Source organism: Pseudomonas sp. COW5 (genome assembly GCF_026240005.1).
In the GTDB taxonomy this organism is placed as follows: Bacteria; Pseudomonadota; Gammaproteobacteria; order Pseudomonadales; family Pseudomonadaceae; genus Aquipseudomonas; species Aquipseudomonas kribbensis.
Genome location: NZ_JAPHVP010000001.1, coordinates 2,250,242 through 2,267,767, shown reverse-complemented (window position 1 = coordinate 2,267,767; position 17,526 = coordinate 2,250,242). Strand labels below are relative to the sequence as shown.

17 protein-coding genes are annotated in these 17,526 nt (G+C 62.1%); 9 read left to right on the top strand and 8 right to left on the bottom strand.

The genetic code is table 11. From position 1 onward, the window contains the following. Nucleotides 1-283 precede the first annotated feature (283 nt). Nucleotides 284-3,088: a DNA polymerase I gene (gene polA / locus OQ248_RS10235; protein WP_134828636.1), complete on the bottom strand. Its 2,805-nt coding sequence runs from the start codon at nucleotides 3,086-3,088 to the stop codon at nucleotides 284-286. A gap of 74 nt (nucleotides 3,089-3,162) precedes the next feature. Here polA and OQ248_RS10230 point away from each other — a divergent pair, with 74 nt between their 5' ends. Continuing rightward, nucleotides 3,163-3,453, top strand: coding sequence for a DUF2782 domain-containing protein (locus tag OQ248_RS10230; protein ID WP_114880887.1), 291 nt, complete (start codon nucleotides 3,163-3,165; stop codon nucleotides 3,451-3,453). A gap of 59 nt (nucleotides 3,454-3,512) precedes the next feature. Beyond that, nucleotides 3,513-4,466 (top strand): homoserine kinase, encoded by a 954-nt coding sequence (locus OQ248_RS10225; protein ID WP_085713040.1) that lies wholly within the window; start codon nucleotides 3,513-3,515, stop codon nucleotides 4,464-4,466. Nucleotides 4,467-4,508: 42 nt separating this feature from the next. Here OQ248_RS10225 and OQ248_RS10220 read toward each other — a convergent pair whose 3' ends face one another. Continuing rightward, nucleotides 4,509-5,438 (bottom strand): zinc ABC transporter substrate-binding protein ZnuA, encoded by a 930-nt coding sequence (locus tag OQ248_RS10220; protein ID WP_085713039.1) that lies wholly within the window; start codon nucleotides 5,436-5,438, stop codon nucleotides 4,509-4,511. 57 nt (nucleotides 5,439-5,495) lie between these two features. Here OQ248_RS10220 and zur point away from each other — a divergent pair, with 57 nt between their 5' ends. The 4 genes from zur to OQ248_RS10200 are packed head-to-tail and all read left to right on the top strand — an operon-like array spanning nucleotide 5,496 to nucleotide 8,295. Next, nucleotides 5,496-5,978: a zinc uptake transcriptional repressor Zur gene (gene zur, locus OQ248_RS10215; RefSeq protein WP_011331783.1), complete on the top strand. Its 483-nt coding sequence runs from the start codon at nucleotides 5,496-5,498 to the stop codon at nucleotides 5,976-5,978. Beyond that, complete coding sequence (gene znuC / locus OQ248_RS10210) at nucleotides 5,978-6,763, top strand: zinc ABC transporter ATP-binding protein ZnuC (RefSeq protein ID WP_065260667.1); 786 nt, start codon at nucleotides 5,978-5,980, stop codon at nucleotides 6,761-6,763. Before zur ends, znuC begins: the two co-directional genes overlap by 1 nt. Continuing rightward, nucleotides 6,756-7,544, top strand: a complete 789-nt coding sequence (znuB, locus tag OQ248_RS10205) for a zinc ABC transporter permease subunit ZnuB (RefSeq protein WP_065260666.1) — start codon at nucleotides 6,756-6,758, stop codon at nucleotides 7,542-7,544. Before znuC ends, znuB begins: the two co-directional genes overlap by 8 nt. Before the next feature lie 37 nt (nucleotides 7,545-7,581). After that, nucleotides 7,582-8,295: a PA5502 family lipoprotein gene (locus OQ248_RS10200; protein ID WP_265812765.1), complete on the top strand. Its 714-nt coding sequence runs from the start codon at nucleotides 7,582-7,584 to the stop codon at nucleotides 8,293-8,295. Between the two features lie 95 nt (nucleotides 8,296-8,390). On the opposite strand, the gene katE is transcribed toward OQ248_RS10200, so the two are convergent. Then, a complete protein-coding gene (gene katE / locus OQ248_RS10195) occupies nucleotides 8,391-10,598 on the bottom strand; it encodes a catalase HPII (protein WP_265812764.1) in 2,208 nt (735 codons plus the stop codon). Between the two features lie 194 nt (nucleotides 10,599-10,792). Between katE and OQ248_RS10190 the strand changes: the two genes are divergently transcribed. The 3 genes from OQ248_RS10190 (at nucleotide 10,793) to OQ248_RS10180 (ending at nucleotide 13,322) form a co-directional block, all read left to right on the top strand. Further along, nucleotides 10,793-11,800, top strand: a complete 1,008-nt coding sequence (locus tag OQ248_RS10190) for a methionine ABC transporter ATP-binding protein (RefSeq protein ID WP_085713036.1) — start codon at nucleotides 10,793-10,795, stop codon at nucleotides 11,798-11,800. Beyond that, a complete protein-coding gene (locus tag OQ248_RS10185) occupies nucleotides 11,800-12,474 on the top strand; it encodes a methionine ABC transporter permease (protein WP_065260662.1) in 675 nt (224 codons plus the stop codon). Before OQ248_RS10190 ends, OQ248_RS10185 begins: the two co-directional genes overlap by 1 nt. A 77-nt stretch (nucleotides 12,475-12,551) precedes the next feature. Then, complete coding sequence (locus tag OQ248_RS10180) at nucleotides 12,552-13,322, top strand: MetQ/NlpA family ABC transporter substrate-binding protein (RefSeq protein WP_265812763.1); 771 nt, start codon at nucleotides 12,552-12,554, stop codon at nucleotides 13,320-13,322. A 290-nt stretch (nucleotides 13,323-13,612) separates the two neighbouring features. Here the strand turns inward: OQ248_RS10180 and OQ248_RS10175 are convergent, their stop codons facing one another. The 5 genes from OQ248_RS10175 to OQ248_RS10155 are packed head-to-tail and all read right to left on the bottom strand — an operon-like array spanning nucleotide 13,613 to nucleotide 17,521. Further along, nucleotides 13,613-14,248, bottom strand: coding sequence for an SCO family protein (locus tag OQ248_RS10175; protein ID WP_085733848.1), 636 nt, complete (start codon nucleotides 14,246-14,248; stop codon nucleotides 13,613-13,615). After that, nucleotides 14,245-15,144 (bottom strand): heme o synthase, encoded by a 900-nt coding sequence (cyoE, locus tag OQ248_RS10170; protein ID WP_192552650.1) that lies wholly within the window; start codon nucleotides 15,142-15,144, stop codon nucleotides 14,245-14,247. The genes OQ248_RS10175 and cyoE overlap by 4 nt, the downstream gene beginning before the upstream one ends. Then, nucleotides 15,132-16,211 carry a COX15/CtaA family protein gene (locus OQ248_RS10165; RefSeq protein ID WP_265812762.1) on the bottom strand — a complete coding sequence of 360 codons (1,080 nt, stop codon included), beginning with the start codon at nucleotides 16,209-16,211 and terminating at the stop codon, nucleotides 15,132-15,134. Before OQ248_RS10165 ends, cyoE begins: the two co-directional genes overlap by 13 nt. A gap of 10 nt (nucleotides 16,212-16,221) precedes the next feature. Then, a complete protein-coding gene (locus OQ248_RS10160; RefSeq protein WP_248744378.1) occupies nucleotides 16,222-16,815 on the bottom strand; it encodes a hypothetical protein in 594 nt (197 codons plus the stop codon). Then, on the bottom strand, nucleotides 16,781-17,521 hold the full coding sequence (locus OQ248_RS10155) for an SURF1 family protein (protein WP_265812761.1): 741 nt from the start codon (nucleotides 17,519-17,521) through the stop codon (nucleotides 16,781-16,783). The genes OQ248_RS10160 and OQ248_RS10155 overlap by 35 nt, the downstream gene beginning before the upstream one ends. Nucleotides 17,522-17,526: the final 5 nt, after the last annotated feature.

Genomic DNA, 17,526 nt, shown 5'->3' with positions numbered 1-17,526 from the left:
TTTTGGGCAAAAAAAGCCCCGGACTTCATATGGGGAGGGAGAAGTTCCGGGGGTCAAGTTCCGAACCGCTAGGGCGGGGTTCAGATATCTGCCAACACTTAACACAACATAGGAGCATCGAAGGGCTTCACCAGCCATTCAGTAACTCTGAGTGGCCTGTCGCAAGATTAGTTCAGATTCTTTTCAAAAAACTTTGGAATAAGCTCAAGAACGATCAGAACTAAGCCCCCTCCGATGCCTTTGCCGCGACGTCATGTCGCGGCAAAACCCCGTCCCAGAGGCATCAGTGCGCCTCGTCCCAATTGTTGCCAACCCCGACTTCCACCAGTAACGGCACGTCCAGTTTCGCCGCTTCGCTCATGTGGACGCGAATTTCGTCGCGAACCTGATCGACCAGATCCTCGCGAACCTCCAGCACCAGTTCGTCGTGCACCTGCAGGATGACTTTGGCGTCCAGCCCCGAAGCGCTCAGCCAGTTGTCCACCGCCACCATGGCTTTCTTGATGATGTCCGCTGCGGTGCCCTGCATCGGGGCGTTGATCGCTGTGCGTTCGGCAGCGGCGCGCTCCTGCGGCTTGTTGGAGTTGATGTCCGGCAGGTACAGGCGACGACCGAAGATCGTTTCTACGTAGCCCTGATCCGCTGCCTGCGCGCGCGTGCGATCCATGTATTCGCGAACGCCCGGGTAGCGCGCGAAGTAGGTGTCGATGTAGGCCTTGGCGGTCTTGGTGTCGACGCCGATGTCCTTGCCCAGCTTCTGCGCGCCCATGCCGTAGATCAGACCGAAGTTGATCGCCTTGGCGCCACGGCGCTGGTCGGAGGTCACTTCGTTCAGCTCGACCTTGAACACTTCGGCGGCAGTTGCGGTGTGCACGTCCAGATTGTTGCGGAAGGCGTTCATCAGGCCTTCGTCGCGGGACAGGTGGGCCATGATCCGCAGTTCGATCTGCGAGTAGTCCGCCGCCAGCAGTTTGTAGCCTTTCGGCGCAACGAAGGCCTGACGGATGCGTCGACCTTCGGCGGTGCGCACCGGGATGTTCTGCAGGTTTGGATCGCTGGACGACAGGCGCCCGGTCGATGCGACGGCCTGATGGTACGAGGTGTGGATACGCCCGGTGCGCGGGTTGATCTGCTCCGGCAGGCGATCGGTGTAGGTGCTTTTCAGCTTGCTCATGGAACGGTGTTCCATCAGCACTTTCGGCAGGCGGTGATCGTCTTCCGCCAGTTTTGCCAGGACTTCTTCGGCAGTGGACGGCTGGCCCTTGGCGGTTTTCTTCAGCACCGGCAGGCCGAGTTTTTCGTAGAGGATCACGCCCAGTTGCTTTGGCGAGCCGAGGTTGAATTCTTCACCGGCGATCTCGAAGGCTTCACGTTCCAGCGCGACCATCTTGTCGCCCAGCTCGATGCTCTGAACGCCCAGCAGCGCCGCATCGACGAACGCCCCCTGACGCTCGATGCGAGCGAGCACCGGCACCAGCGGGATCTCGATGTCGGTCAGCACGCTGGCCAGGCTCGGGATGGCGCTGAGTTTTTCGAACAGTGTCTGGTGCAGGCGCAGGGTCACGTCGGCATCTTCGGCGGCGTACGGCCCGGCCTGTTCCAGCGCGATCTGGTCGAAGGTCAGCTGCTTGGCGCCTTTGCCGGCGATGTCCTGGAAGCTGACGGTAGTATGATCCAGATACTTCTGCGCCAGGCTGTCCATGTCGTGACGGGTGGCGGTGGAGTTGAGCACGTAGGACTCAAGCATCGTGTCGAAGGCGATGCCGCGCACGGTGATGCCTTCGTTCTGGTCGCCACCGATGGCGCAGTTGGCCAGGATGTTCATGTCGAACTTGGCGTGCTGGCCGACCTTGAGCTTGTTCGGGTCTTCCAGGATTGGTTTCAGCGCGCGCAACACGGTGTCGCGATCCAGCTGCTCCGGCACGCCGATGTAGGAGTGGGTCAGCGGAATGTAGGCTGCTTCATTGGCCTGCACCGCGAAGGACAGACCGACCAGTTGCGCCTGTTGCGCGTCGACGCCGGTGGTTTCGGTGTCGAAGGCGAACAGCTTGGCGTTCTTGAGTTTTTCCAGCCAGACGTCGAAACGGGCCTGATCGAGGATGGTCTCGTACGCGGCCTCGGCCGGAGCGACCGGTGCTTCTTCCGCAGGTGCGCTGAACAGGTCGACGGCCGGCTCAGGCGCGGCGGCGCTGCTCAGTTCCAGGCGTTTGGCATCGCGTTCCAGATCGTTGATCCAGCTCTTGAACTCCAGCAGGGTGTAAAGCTCAAGCAGCTTGGCCGGATCTTCCGGGCCCATTTGCAGGTCGTCGAGGCCGATGTCCAGCGGCACGTCGACCTTGATGGTCGCCAGTTGATAGGAGAGGAACGCCATCTCCTTGTGCTCTTCGAGCTTGGCCGGCAGGGTCTTGGCGCCACGGATCGGCAGGGTCGGCACGATGTCGAGTTGCGCGTAGAGCTCGGTCAGGCCTCCGTTGACGCCGACCAGCAGGCCGGACGCGGTTTTCGGCCCGATGCCGGGAACGCCGGGGATGTTGTCGGAAGAATCGCCCATCAGGGCCAGATAATCGATGATCTGCTCCGGAGCGACGCCGAATTTCTCCTTCACGCCCTCCACGTCCATCGAGCTACCGGACATGGTGTTGACCAAGGTAATGTGGCCGTCGACCAGTTGCGCCATGTCCTTGTCGCCGGTGGAGATGATCACCGGGCGGTTGGCGGCAGCGCTGCTGCGGGCCAGGGTGCCGATCACGTCATCGGCCTCCACGCCTTCGACGCACAGCAGCGGGAAACCGAGGGCTTTTACGCTCTGGTGCAGCGGTTCGATCTGCAGGCGCATGTCGTCGGGCATGCTCGGGCGGTTGGCTTTGTATTCGGCGTACATCTCATCGCGAAATGTCCCGCCCTTGGCGTCGAACACCACGGCGAACGGGCTGTCCGGATACTGCTTGCGCAGGCTCTTGAGCATGTTCAGCACGCCCTTGACCGCACCGGTCGGCAGGCCTTTGGACGTGGTCAGCGGTGGCAGCGCGTGAAAGGCGCGGTACAGGTAAGACGAACCGTCCACCAGGACGAGGGGGGCTTGGCTCATGAGCAGGATCAACCTTTTCGGCGGGTCCGGCGCTAGAATAGCGGGACCGTTGACGACAAAGGGACAAGGTTATCATGCGTACGTTAAATCGCTTGCTGCTGGTCAGTTTGATTGCTGTCTCACCCTTGCCTGCGATCGCGGCGGATGATGCGCCGTCAGCGGAGCCGGAAGTCACCATCCGCACCGAGGGTGACAAGACCATTCAGGAGTACCGGCAGAACGGTTTCCTGTACGCGATCAAGGTGACCAAGAAGGGTTTCCCGCCCTATTTCCTGGTGCGTGCGGACGGTACTGATGCAAACTTCATCCGCTCGGACCAGCCGGATATGCTGATCCCGGCGTGGAAGATTTTCGAGTGGAAGTAGTTTCTTAATTTCAACCGGCGCCGCTCGATGGCGGCGCCAGAACTGAGCAGTTTTTAACCATGTCTGTGTTCACCCCCCTGGCTCGGCCCGAGCTGGAAACCTTTCTCGCCCCTTACGGGCTCGGCCGTCTGCTCGATTTCCAGGGGATCGCCGCCGGCAGCGAAAACACCAACTTCTTCATCAGCATGGAAAAGGGCGAGTTCGTCCTGACCCTGGTCGAGCGCGGCCCGGTGCAGGAAATGCCGTTCTTCATCGACCTTCTCGACGTCCTTCACGAAGCCGACCTGCCGGTGCCCTACGCGCTGCGCACCACCGATGGCGTGGCCCTGCGCGAGCTGAAAGGCAAACCGGCACTGCTGCAACCGCGCCTGGCCGGCAAGCACATCAAACAGGCCAATGCCCAGCATTGCGCGCAGGTCGGTGACTTGCAGGCGCACCTGCACCTGGCAACCCAGGGCGACAGCATGATCAAGCGCAAGACCGATCGTGGCCTGGACTGGATGCTGGAGGAGGGGACCGAGTTTCTCTCGCACCTGAGCGACGAGCCGCGTGCGCTGCTGCAAAAGGCGCTGGACGAAATCACTCAACAGAAAGAGAAAATTCTCGCGCTGCCTCGGGCGAACATCCACGCTGACCTGTTCCGTGACAACGCGATGTTCGAAGGCACGCACCTGACCGGGCTGATCGACTTCTACAACGCCTGTTCCGGGCCGATGCTCTACGACGTGGCGATTGCCTTGAACGACTGGTGTTCGGACGATGATGGCCTGATTGACGGCCCTCGGGCGCGGGCCTTCCTGGGTGCCTACGCGGCACTGCGTCCGTTCACGGCAGCTGAGGCCGAACTGTGGCCGACCATGTTGCGCGTGGCGTGCGTGCGGTTCTGGCTGTCGCGGTTGATCGCGGCGGAATCGTTCGCCGGGCAGGACGTGCTGATTCACGATCCGAAAGAGTTCGAGCAGCGGCTGGCGCAGCGTCAGCAGGTCAACACACCGCTGCCGTTTGCCCTGTAAAAGAAAAAAACCGCAGCCTGTGCAGGCTGCGGTTTTTTTGTATCAGAGCGATTCCAGGCAACCCGCCAGATCATTCCCCAGCTTCTCCAGCACTTGCTCATAACCCTGAGCCGTCGCTGGCGTATACCCGCCCAGTGCATCCAGTTCCGCCAGCTTCACCGGCAGGCCCGCCACCAGGGTTTCCGCCAGACGTGGACGCAGCGGTGGCTCGCTGAACACGCACGTCTTGCCGACTTCCTGCAACCGCGCGCGCATCGCCGCCACATGCTGGGCGCCCGGCTGTACTTCCGCCGCCACGCTGAATACACCGGTGTGTTTCAGGCCGTAAGCATCTTCGAAATAATCGAAGGCTTCGTGAAAGACGAAGTAGGGTTTGCCTTCAACGCTGGCCAGACGCTTCTTCAAACGCTGATCCAGTGCATCCAGACGCTCGTCGAACGCCTTGGCGTTGCTCTGGTAGCGCTCGGCATTGGCCGGGTCGGCAGCGCTCAGGTCAGCGGCCATCTTGTCGGCAATCACCCGCGCGTTCACCGGCGATAGCCACAAATGCGCATCGAGGGTGCCTGGACGGTGATCGTGATCATGCTCGTCGGCATCTTCGGCATGGGAGTGGCTGTCTTCGGCGAAGCGGCGCAGCTTCATGCCCGGCAGATCCTGCACGGCGACGCTCGGCAGCGTACGACCGTTCAGCACGCGGGGCAGGAAACCTTCCATGTCCGGGCCGATCCAGTACAGCAGGTCCACCGATTGCACCTTGCGCACGTCGGACGGGCGCAACGCATAGTTATGCGGCGAAGCTCCCGGCGGCAGCAACACTTCCGGAATCGCCACGCCGTCCTGCACCGCAGCGGCAATCAGTTGCAGCGGCTTGATGCTGGTGAGGACTCTGACTTCGGCCTGAGCCGAACCGATCAGCAGAAAACTGGCGACAAAGGCCACAAAAACAGAAAAAAGTCGGGACACGATGACCACTCAAGGAGGCGAGAACGGGTAACATAATAACGTCTCTAACCAAACTCGTCGCCGCTCATGCCTATTACACCGATTGCCAGCCGTCCCCACGACCACTCGCACTGCGTTCACAGCGCCCTGTCCGAGGCCGATGCCTTGTGTGCACAGAAAGGCCTGCGCCTGACCGCATTGCGTCGGCGGGTGCTGGAACTGGTCTGGCAGAGCCACAAGCCGCTGGGTGCCTACGACATCCTCGCTGTGCTCAGCGAGCAGGACGGCCGCCGCGCTGCGCCGCCGACCGTGTACCGCGCGCTGGATTTCCTCCTGGAAAACGGTCTGGTACACCGCATCTCCTCGCTGAACGCCTTTGTCGGCTGCGTTCACCCGAAGCATTCGCATCAGGGCCAGTTCCTGATCTGCCGCGAGTGCCACGCGGCCATTGAGCTTGAGCAAAAAACCATCAGCGACGCGATCGTCCACAGCGCCAAGGACGTCGGCTTCATCGTCGAGGCCCAGACCGTCGAAGTGGTCGGCCTCTGCTCCGGTTGCCGGGGGGCTTGATGAGCGATGCGTTGATCCGTCTGGAGCAGGTGGCTGTCCGGTTTGCCGGGCAGAACGTGCTGGACAACATTCACCTGAGCGTCGAGCCGGGGCAGATCGTCACCCTGATCGGCCCCAACGGCGCCGGCAAGACCACGCTGGTACGCGCCGTGCTCGGGCTGCTGAAACCCGATAGCGGCAGCGTCTGGCGCAAACCGAAACTGCGCGTCGGCTACATGCCGCAAAAGCTCCACGTCGATCCGACCCTGCCGCTGTCCGTCCTGCGCTTCCTGCGGCTGGTGCCGGGCGTTGACCGCCCGCGTGCGCTGGCGGCACTCAAGGAAGTCGGCGCCGAGCATGTCATCGACAGCCCGGTGCAAAGCGTTTCCGGCGGTGAAATGCAGCGCGTTTTGCTGGCCCGGGCGCTGTTGCGCGAGCCGGAGCTGCTGGTGCTCGACGAGCCGGTGCAGGGTGTCGACGTCGCCGGGCAGGCCGAGTTGTACAGCCTGATCACCCGGCTGCGCGACCGCCACGGTTGCGGCGTGTTGATGGTCTCTCACGATCTGCATCTGGTGATGAGCACCACGGATCAGGTGGTGTGCCTCAACCGTCACGTCTGCTGCTCCGGGCATCCCGAGCAGGTCAGTGGCGATCCGGCCTTTGTCGAGCTGTTCGGCAATCACGCGCCAAGCCTGGCGGTCTATCACCACCATCACGACCACGCCCACGACCTGCACGGCTCGGTGGTCAAGGGGCCTGTAAAAGGCCAACCTCACGTTCACGGAGATAGCTGCAAGCATGGCTGATTTTCTGTTCTACGCCCTGCTTGCAGGTCTGGCGCTGGCGGTGGTCGCGGGGCCGCTGGGCTCGTTCGTGGTCTGGCGGCGCATGGCCTATTTCGGCGACACCCTGTCCCACGCCGCACTGCTCGGCGTGGCGCTGGGCTTTCTGCTGGATGTCAGCCCGACCGTCGCGGTCACCGTGGGCTGCCTGCTGCTGGCGGTGCTGCTGGTGACTCTGCAACAGCGTCAGCCGCTGGCGTCCGACACGTTGCTGGGCATTCTTGCGCCGAGCACACTCTCTCTCGGGCTGGTGGTACTAAGCTTCATGCATGAAGTGCGGATCGACCTGATGGCCTATCTGTTCGGCGACTTGCTGGCGATCAGCCCGACCGATCTGGCGTGGATCCTCGGAGGCAGCGCGGCGGTGCTGGTGTTGCTGGTGACGCTGTGGCGGCCGCTGCTGGCGATCACCGTGCACGAAGAACTGGCCCGGGTCGAAGGCCTTCCGGTAGCCGGATTGCGCATGGCGCTGATGCTGTTGATTGCGGTGGTGATCGCTGTGGCGATGAAAATCGTCGGTGTATTGCTGATTACGTCGCTGTTGATCATCCCGGCAGCTGCGGCACAACGTCACGCCCGTTCGCCGGAGCAGATGGCACTGGGCGCGAGCCTGCTGGGCATGCTCGCCGTGTGTGGCGGGCTGGCGCTGTCCTGGTTCAAGGACACCCCGGCCGGCCCGTCAATCGTTGTGACGGCGGCCGCACTGTTTCTGCTGAGTTTTGTTCTGCCCCGTCGAGGGGTGTAGACTTGCTCGTTTTTTGCGCAAATAGAGAGTCGCAGGAATGAAGCCGTTCGCCTCCCGTTATCTGCTCCTTGTCGCATTTTCAGTGCTGCTGGGCGCCTGCCAAAGCACGCCGCCGGTGGCCGAAGCCCCCGATGCGCGGGCCACGGCCATCGCACAGCTGGAGCAAAGCCTGGCCAGCAGCGAACTGGCCACTGCCGAAGACCAGTTGGCAGCCTTGCAGGCCGAAACGCCCAACGATCAGTCCCTTGAGCAATACCAGCGCCAGTTGGCCGAAGCCTATCTGCGCCGCAGCCAGATCGTCCTGCAAAAGGGCGATGTGAATGCTGCCGCAACCGCTTTGGCCCGTGCCCGCGCGCTGATGCCCAAGGCCCCGGCGCTGACCGGTGGCGTCAACGGCGCCATCACCGAGGCGCGCAAGGCTGAGCTGGAAAAAGCCGAAGCGGCGCTCCTGGCCGCCGAGGCCAAGCCGAAAGCCAAGGTGATCGATCCGACTGCCGAGAGCACCACGGTTGCGTTGAACATCACCGATAGCCGCAAACTTCGCCGTCAACTCGATGCGATCGCCGCCGATGTGGTGAATTACGACTGTGCCGTGAGCATTCAGGCACCGCGTACCAATGATTATCCGTGGCTGGCGACGTTGATCACCAAGCGCGTGAAGAAGCTCGATCCGGATTTCGATCTGCAGATCGAGAAGCAGATTCTGCGCACAGTCCCGGCACAGATGGTTCTAAGCCCGCGCAAACCTTAAAAAGCATCGCGGGCAAGCCCGCTCCCACAGGTACAGCGTGAACCCTGTGGGAGCGAGCTTGCTCGCGAAGGCGTCCTTTCAGTCAACCAACATCCTTAAGCTGGAATTGCCTTGGCCTTCGCCTCCCGATCCCAGACCCGATGCTGCCCGATCGCCGCAAAGAACGGCTTGGTCAGCGCTTTCACATCCTTGCCCTCGATCAACCCGGCATCCGCCTCCAGCTTCAACGCATCCAGCAACTGCTTGGCCTCGCCATGTAGCGCAATCGCCTTCAAGTGTTTGTATGCCTCCAGCAGGTAATGCAACGCCACGCCGTCACCGCTCATGGCCTTGATCGACGCCGCGCCACCCGGCACGAACACCGCGTCGAACGCCACCGAAGGCAAACCTTCCATCGACGCATCCACCGCGAGGCTTTTGCCATCGGCCGTCTTCAACGGCGCCGAGGTCGGCCCGAGCAATTTGGCATGCGCACCTTCTGCCGCCAGAGCCTTCTTCATCGCATCGATCGCTGCACCATCGACGCCATTGGCCGCAAGAATCGCCACTTTTCGCGTCTTGATGTTCTCCGGCAACAGGTTGGCCTGACTCAGTGCCGGCGAATGGTCCAGTGATGTCTTGCGCACCTCGACCGTCCCTTTGGCTGGCGCCGGCAACCCAAGGTTGTGTGCCACGCGCTTGGCCAGTTCCAGATCGATGTTGGCCAGAATCTCGTTCACTTCCCGGGCCCGGATGTGCTCGCGCTCGACCTTGCCCAGTTCGAAGCTGTAAGCCGAAATGATGTGTTCCTGCTCGTGCTTGCTCATGCTCTTGAAGAACAGTCGCGCTTGGGAGAAGTGATCGCTGAACGACTCACTGCGCTGGCGGATCTTGTTGGCGTCGATGCGCTCCGCATAGCTCTCGAACCCGCCGTCCTGGGCGGCCGGTGGTGTTTCTTTCGGCCAACCGCCATCAATCGAGTTCGGCTCGTAGGACGCACGACCCTTGTCGATCACCGTGCGGTGCTGGGCATCGCGCTGGCCGTTGTGGAAGGGCGCCACCGGACGATTGATCGGCAGCTCATGAAAGTTCGGCCCGCCGAGTCGGCTGATCTGCGTGTCGGTGTAGGAAAACAGCCGACCTTGCAGCAGCGGGTCATTGGAGAAGTCGATACCCGGCACGATATGGCCGGGGCAGAACGCGACTTGCTCGGTTTCGGCGAAGAAATTGTCAGGGTTGCGGTTGAGGGTCATCTTGCCCAGCGGTGTGATCGGGACGATTTCCTCGGGAATCAGTTTGGTCGGGTCGAGGATGTCGAAATCGAAGTGGTGCTCGTTTTCCTCCTCGATGACCTGTACGCCAAGTTCCCATTCCGGATAGTCCCCGGTCTCGATGGCCTCCCAGAGATCGCGCCGATGGTAGTCGGTGTCTTTACCGGCCAGCTTCTGCGCTTCGTCCCACACCAGCGAACAGGTGCCGGCGGTGGGGCGCCAATGGAACTTGACGAAGCGCGATTTGCCCTCGGCGTTGATCAGCCGGAAGGTGTGCACGCCGAAACCCTGCATGCTGCGCAGGCTTTTCGGGATGGCCCGGTCGGACATGGCCCAGATGACCATGTGCGCCGATTCCGGCACCAGCGACACGAAGTCCCAGAAGGTGTCGTGAGCCGAGCCGCCGGTAGGCATTTCGTTGTGCGGTTCGGGTTTCACGGCGTGGACGAAGTCGGGAAACTTGATCGCGTCCTGAATGAAGAACACCGGCATGTTGTTGCCGACCAGGTCGAAATTGCCTTCGTCGGTGAAGAATTTCACGGCAAAACCGCGCACGTCGCGCACGGTATCGCCGGAGCCCCGTGGCCCTTGCACCGTGGAAAAACGCACGAACACCGGTGTTTTCTTTCCCGGATCCCGCAGGAAACCGGCCTTGGTCAACGCCGAATGATTCTCGTAGGTCTGAAAGAAACCATGGGCCCCGGTACCGCGGGCATGGACGATGCGCTCGGGAATCCGCTCATGGTCAAAGTGCGTGATTTTCTCACGCATGATGAAGTCTTCCAGCAGCGACGGCCCTCGTGGCCCGGCCTTGAGGGTGTTCTGGTTGTCCGCGACCTTCACGCCCTGATTGGTGCGCAGGGCCTGGCCGGTGGCGTCGGAACGGAATTTTTCCAGGCTGTCGAGTTTGGCGTTGGTATTGGCGCGATCCGGGGTGTCGGTGCCGGCCATCTGGCTTTTGTCTGTGGCAGGTTTTTTCGTACTCATCAGTCGTGAACTCCTGTCTGCCCCGGCGTTGCTCCGGGACGCTTGAGTGGTTCCCGGGCACGGCACCCAGGGTTTTCAAGTCGCTTACCTAGTGACTGACGAGGGTTTTGGGCGTTCCTTTTTTATGACCTTTGATCCTGTTATTGCCAAATCGAAGGTTAATTGCGAAATAAATGCTAAGAACCTCTATACGGACAGGCTAAAATGCGCGCCCGGCTAACCGCTGATCCTTTTCCAACGCGCCCCACAAGGTTCGCTACGTGATCGAGTTTCAAAACGTCCATAAGACTTACCGCGTCGCCGGTAAGGACATCACCGCGCTGCATCCGACCAGTCTCTCCATCGAGAACGGTCAGGTGTTTGGCCTGATTGGCCATTCCGGCGCGGGAAAAAGTACCCTGCTGCGTCTGATCAATCGCCTGGAAGATTCCAGTGGCGGCAAGATCATCGTCGACGGCGAAGAAGTCACCGCGCTGGACGCCAACGGCCTGCGCCGTTTCCGTCAGCAGGTCGGGATGATCTTCCAGCACTTCAACCTGCTGGCATCCAAGACCGTGGCCGACAACGTCGCGCTGCCGCTGACCCTGGCCGGTGAACTGTCCCGCGCCGAGATCGACCAGCGTGTGGCCGAATTGCTGGCGCGGGTCGGCCTGTCCGACCACGCGAAGAAGTACCCGGCTCAGTTGTCCGGTGGCCAGAAGCAGCGCGTCGGCATCGCCCGCGCCCTGGCGACCAAGCCGAAAATCCTGCTGTGCGACGAAGCCACCAGCGCCCTCGACCCGCAGACCACTGCATCGGTCCTGCAACTGCTGGCCGAGATCAACCGTGAGCTGAAGCTGACCATCGTGCTGATCACCCACGAGATGGACGTGATCCGCCGTGTCTGTGATCAGGTGGCGGTGATGGACGCCGGCGTGATCGTCGAACAAGGTTCGGTGGCCGAGGTGTTCCTGCATCCGAAACACCCGACCACCAAGCGTTTCGTGCAGGAAGACGAGCAGATCGACGAAAGCGAACAGCGCGATGACTTCGCTCACGTGCCGGGCCGCATCGTGCGTCTGACCTTCCAGGGCGAAGCGACCTACGCGCCGTTGCTCGGAACCGTCGCCCGGGAAACCGGTGTGGACTACAGCATCCTGGCCGGTCGTATCGACCGCATCAAAGATATTCCTTACGGGCAATTGACCCTCGCCGTCACCGGTGGCGACATGGAAGCGGCCTTTGCCCGCTTCACCGCCGCTGATGTTCACATGGAGGTGTTGCGCTAATGGCAGACCTGATGAGTTTCTTCACCAATATCGACTGGTACGAAATCTGGCTGGCCACCGGCGACACCATGATGATGCTCGGCGGTTCGCTGCTGTTCACCGTCCTGCTCGGCCTGCCGTTGGGCGTGTTGCTGTTCCTGTGCAGCCCGCGTCAGTTGCTCGAAGCCAAGGGCGTATACGCACTGCTGTCGCTGGTGGTGAACATCCTGCGTTCGCTGCCGTTCATTATTCTGTTGATCGTGATGATCCCGTTCACCGTGCTGATCACCGGCACCTCGCTGGGTGTGGCCGGTGCGATTCCACCGCTGGTCGTGGGTGCAACGCCGTTCTTCGCGCGTCTGGTGGAAACCGCCCTGCGTGAAGTCGATCGCGGCATCATCGAAGCGACCCAGTCCATGGGCGCGACCACTCGCCAGATCATCATGAATGCCTTGCTGCCGGAGGCCCGTCCGGGCATCTTCGCAGCGATTACGGTGACGGCGATTACACTGGTTTCCTACACGGCGATGGCCGGTGTGGTTGGCGCCGGTGGTTTGGGTGACCTGGCAATCCGTTTCGGTTACCAGCGTTTCCAGACCGACGTGATGATCGTCACCGTGGTGTTGCTGCTGATTCTGGTGCAAGTGCTGCAAATGGTCGGCGATCGGCTGGTCGTGCATTTCTCGCGCAAATAACCCGGTTTGGTAATCAAAAAATGAGCCGGCCATTCGCTGGCAGGTGCCACACGGGCACCTCAAAAGGAGTTAGCTGAATGAAAAAACTGATCGCTGCTTTCGCTGCCGTAGCCGCTTTTTCGGCTCAGGCTGAAACCCTGACCGTTGCTGCCACTCCAGTGCCGCACGCAGAAATCCTCGAATTCGTGAAGCCGGCACTGGCCAAAGAAGGCGTGGATCTGAAGGTCAAGGTCTTCACCGACTACATCCAGCCGAACGTGCAGGTGGCCGAGAAGCGTCTGGACGCCAACTTCTTCCAGCACCAGCCGTACCTCGATGAGTTCAACAAGGCCAAGGGCACCAGCCTGGTGGCCGTGACCGGCGTGCACCTGGAGCCGCTGGGCGCCTACTCGAGCAAGATCAAGAAAATCGAAGACCTGCCAGGCGGCGCCAACGTGGTGATCCCGAACGACGCCACCAACGGCGGCCGTGCGCTGTTGCTGCTGGACAAGGCGGGCGTGATCAAGCTGAAGGATTCGAAAAACATCCTGTCCACTGTCAAGGACATCGCCGAAAACCCGAAAGACCTGAAGATCCGTGAACTGGAAGCCGCGACCATCCCGCGCGTGCTGACCCAGGTCGACCTAGCGCTGATCAACACCAACTACGCGCTGGAAGCCAAGCTGGATCCGTCCAAGGACGCGCTGGTCATCGAAGGTAACGACTCGCCGTACGTGAACATCCTGGTGTCCCGCGCGGACAACAAGGACAGCGACGCCATGAAGAAACTGGCTGAAGCCCTGCACAGCCCGGAAGTGAAGAAATTCATTACCGAGAAGTACAAAGGTGCGGTGTTGCCGGCGTTCTGATTCAGATAGCTGCAATGAAAAGGGGACGCCATTGGCGTCCCCTTTTTTGTGGCCGAGAGTTCGGCTTTGGACCCGCGGTGAGCTCTCCCCTCATCGGAACGCCGCCCGCCCAGCCCTCTCCCCCAGGAGAGGGAGCCGACCGAGGTGTCTTGAGCCTTACATCGACCTGAAAGATTGAGTCGATTATGGATTCCAAGCAGCAATTTCACGTCGGCGTAATTCTTTAATATCACTCGGTCAGTCCCCTCTCCCTCCGGGAGAGGGTTAGGGTGAGGGCGCTTTTGATCTTCTTACTTGCGGTTCAGCATCACCGGCAACTGCGCAACCAGTTTGGCGTTGTTCAACGGCGCCCGAATAAACCCGCGCTGCGTCCCATCAGGCCCGATCACCGCCAGATTCCCACTGTGATCCACCGTGTAGTTCGGCTTGCTGGTATCCGCCGGAATGAACGGAATGCTCACCGCGTTCGCCACCTTCTGCAGCTCCTCGATCGACTTCGGCGTGAGGCCGATGAACTGTGGATCGAAGTAGCCCAGGTACTGCTTCAACTGCGCGGGGTTGTCGCGGTTCGGGTCGACGCTGACCAGCACGATCTGCAATTTATCCACAGCGTCCTTCGGCAGTTCGCTCTTGATCTGGCGCAGTTGGGCGAGGGTGGTCGGGCAGATGTCCGGGCAGAAGGTGTAGCCGAAGAACAGCAGGCTCCACTTGCCCTTGAGCTCGTTGACCGTGACCGGTTGGCCGTCCTGATTGGTCATCGTCACGTCCGGCAGGTTGCGGCTCTGTGGCAGCAGGATGATGCCGGCGTCGATCAGCGCGGTCGGGTCGCCCTGGCCCTTGCCGCTCAGCACTTTGTTGACGGTCAGGCCGAGGATCAGCGCGATCACGGCCACGAGGATGAAGACGGTTTTCTGGGTTCGAGTCATAGGTTCAACAGTAAGTAGTGGTCTACGAGCAGGGCGATGAACAGCAGAAACAAGTACCAGATAGAGTACTTGAAGGTGTTGATCGCCGCGTGCGGCCGAGTGCCACGGTACAGCACCACGGCCCATTGCAGAAACCTCGCACCCAGCCCGAGGGCGCAGATCAGGTACAGCGCGCCGCTCATGTGGATTACATACGGCAGCAGGCTGACCGCCAGCAGGGCGAAGGTATACAGCAGAATGTGCACCTTGGTGTAGTGCTCGCCGTGGGTGACCGGCAGCATCGGGATGTCGGCCTTGGCGTATTCCTCCTTGCGGTGAATCGCCAGCGCCCAGAAGTGCGGTGGGGTCCAGGCGAAGATGATCAGCACCAGCAGCAGTGGTTCGGCACCGATGTGGCCGGTGGCGGCGGTCCAGCCGAGCAGCGGCGGCGCGGCGCCGGCGAGGCCGCCGATGACGATGTTCTGTGGCGTCGCGCGTTTGAGGAAACCGGTGTAGATCACCGCGTAGCCGAGCAGCGAGGCCAGGGTCAGCCACGCGGTCAGCGGGTTGGTGAAGGTCAGCAGCAAGGCCTGACCAAGCAGCGCCAGCACCAGCGCAAAGGTCAGTGCCGCCGTGGGCGAAACCCGGCCCTCGGCCAGCGGCCGTTTGTGGGTGCGTGCCATGACCGCATCGATGCGCCGGTCCACCACATGATTGACCGCCGCCGCACCACCGGCACACAGCGCGATCCCCAGATTGCCGAACACCAGCACCGTCCATGGCACCCCGGCGCGGGTCGCGAGGAACATGCCGACCAGCGAGGTGATGAGCATCAGCACCACGACTTTCGGTTTGGTCAGCTCCAGATAATCTCGCCACAACGCCTGTGCGGGACGTTCGCCGATCAGAATCGCCATGGCGTCTCTCCTTTTAGGGTGATGGGCGCCGCCGAGGGTTTACGCGGGCTCAGGCGCCAGCGTGCGAGCATCGGTTGCTTGACCCGGACCAGACTGGTTCGCGCGTGATAGTTGACCAGCACCATGGTCAGCAGCAGCGCTGCGCCGCCGGCGTTGTGCGCCACGGCCACCGGCAGCGGCAGATGAAACAGCACGTTGCTGATACCGAGGGTGATCTGCGCGCCGAGCGCAACCAGCACCAGCCCGGCCAGTCGCGTCATGCCCACGACTTTCAGTTGCCACGCCAGACCGAGCAGGACAATCGTCACCAGCAGGGCACCGATGCGGTGGGTCAGATGAATCGCCGTGCGTGCGTCGCTGTCGAGTTGCCCGCCGAGGTAGTTGGGGCCGATGTGCTGGGTCAGGTGAAAGCCGTTGGCGAAATCCGCCGGCGGCAGCCATTGGCCGTGGCAGGTCGGGAAGTCGATGCAGGCCACCGCCGCATAGTTGGAACTGACCCAGCCGCCGAGGGCGATCTGGCTGATCACCAGCAGCAGCCCGGCGGTGGCCCAATATTGCAGACGCTTGGGCACGGTCAGCGCCGGCAGCACGCCGGACAGCCTCAGCGTCAGCAGAAACAGCAGGCTCAGGGTCGCGAAGCCACCGAGCAAATGCCCGGTCACCACTTGCGGCCAGAGCTTGAGCGTCACCGTCCACATGCCGAACGCCGCTTGGGCAAACACCACCGCCAGCAGAAACAGCGGCAGTTTCAGCGGCTGCCCCGGATGCCGCCGATTGACCCACGCGCGACCGGCCAGAATCGAGATCAGCATGCCGAGGGTGCCGGCGAAGTAGCGGTGGATCATCTCGTTCCAGCCTTTGTGCGCCTCCACCGGCGAGTCCGGGTAATGCAGTTCGGCATGGGCCAGTTGGGCTTCGCTTTTCGGCACGCTGATGAAGCCGTAGCAGCCCGGCCAGTCAGGGCAGCCGAGGCCGGCGTGGGTCAGGCGGGTGTAGGCGCCGAGCAGCACCACGATCAGCGCCAGCAGGGTGGCAAACAGCGCGAGGCGAAATCCAGGTTTGGCCATGACGATGCCCTTATCCGATGTTCGACAGTTTCAGCAGGTGGCGCAGGTCGTTGAGCAGATCCTTGCCCTTAACACTCGGGTCGTAGCGCAGCACGAGATTGCCGTGGGGGTCGATGATCCATAGCTGCGGCGTGGCCTTGTCGCCGGTGGCCTTGCTGAATGCGGCGGCGTCCAGCGGATAGCGTTGCAGTTGCGGATATTCGCGGGTCAGCTTGGCTTCGTAATCGGCCGTCAGCGGTTGTGCGGCGGCGAGGGCGTGGCTGGCGCGGCCGGCATCGCGGCCGAGGCCGATCTGGATCTGCCGCGCCAGGTACACCAGCTGCTGGCAGTCCACCGCGCAGTCCTTCGGTGCAGTCACCAGCATCTGCCAGCGTTCTTCGTCAGCTGTCACGCCGAGGTCGGCGCGGCTCTGGCCGTTGCCGATCAGTTCGCCGTGATAGCTGCGTCCTTCCGGGACCCAGAACTGCAACTTGTACATGCCGGTGGCGAGGATCATCGGGCCGATCACGCCGAGCAGGATCAACAGCAGTTGAATGCGCCCGCGACGGCGACCGGCCGGGGCTTTGGCTTCAGACATGCTGGGTGGATTCATGGCCGCTCCCATGGTGTTTCTCCTTCGCGTTGTGCAATCCGAGATAGATGTAGAGACCGAACAGGGCGGTGGCCATGGCGAACCACTGCACGGCGTAGCCGAGGTGTTTTTCCGGGCCCATGGCGACTACCGGCCAGTCGGCCTGATAGCTGGCGGGACCGGGTTCTGCGCGCAGCTCGTAAGCGAAGCCGTCGCGCTCGAGGGTTTTCCACAATTTGGCCGGTTCGACGGCGGTGACGGTTTGCGGCCAGGTGCTGCTGACCGGGTCGGCGTGCAACTGGAAGGTCGCGCCGGGGGCGACGTACACCCAGGCGTCGACATTCACGGCATCGGCCGGTGTCTTGAATTGCGGGGTAACGCGCCGGTCCGGCCACGGCAGCCAGCCGCGATTGACCAGCATCCAAAGGCCGGTGCGCTGATCCTGAAACGGTTGCAGCAATTCGACGCCGACCTTGCCGTCCCGCTGCCGGTTGTCCAGCAGCAGACTGTGCGCCGCATCGAACTGGCCGTGCAGATGCACCCGGCGAAAGGCCGGATCGGCACTGTGCAGCAGCTCGGTGCTGGCCATCGGTTCGGCGGCCCGGCGCTCGGCGTAACTGGCGAGCAGGGCGGTTTTCTCCGCGCCCCGGCCCAGTTGCCAGAAGCCCAGCGAAATCAGCAGCGGCAGCAGCAAGGCGACCACCAGCGTCGGCACGACGCCCGGCCGGAAGCGCTTCATGGCCG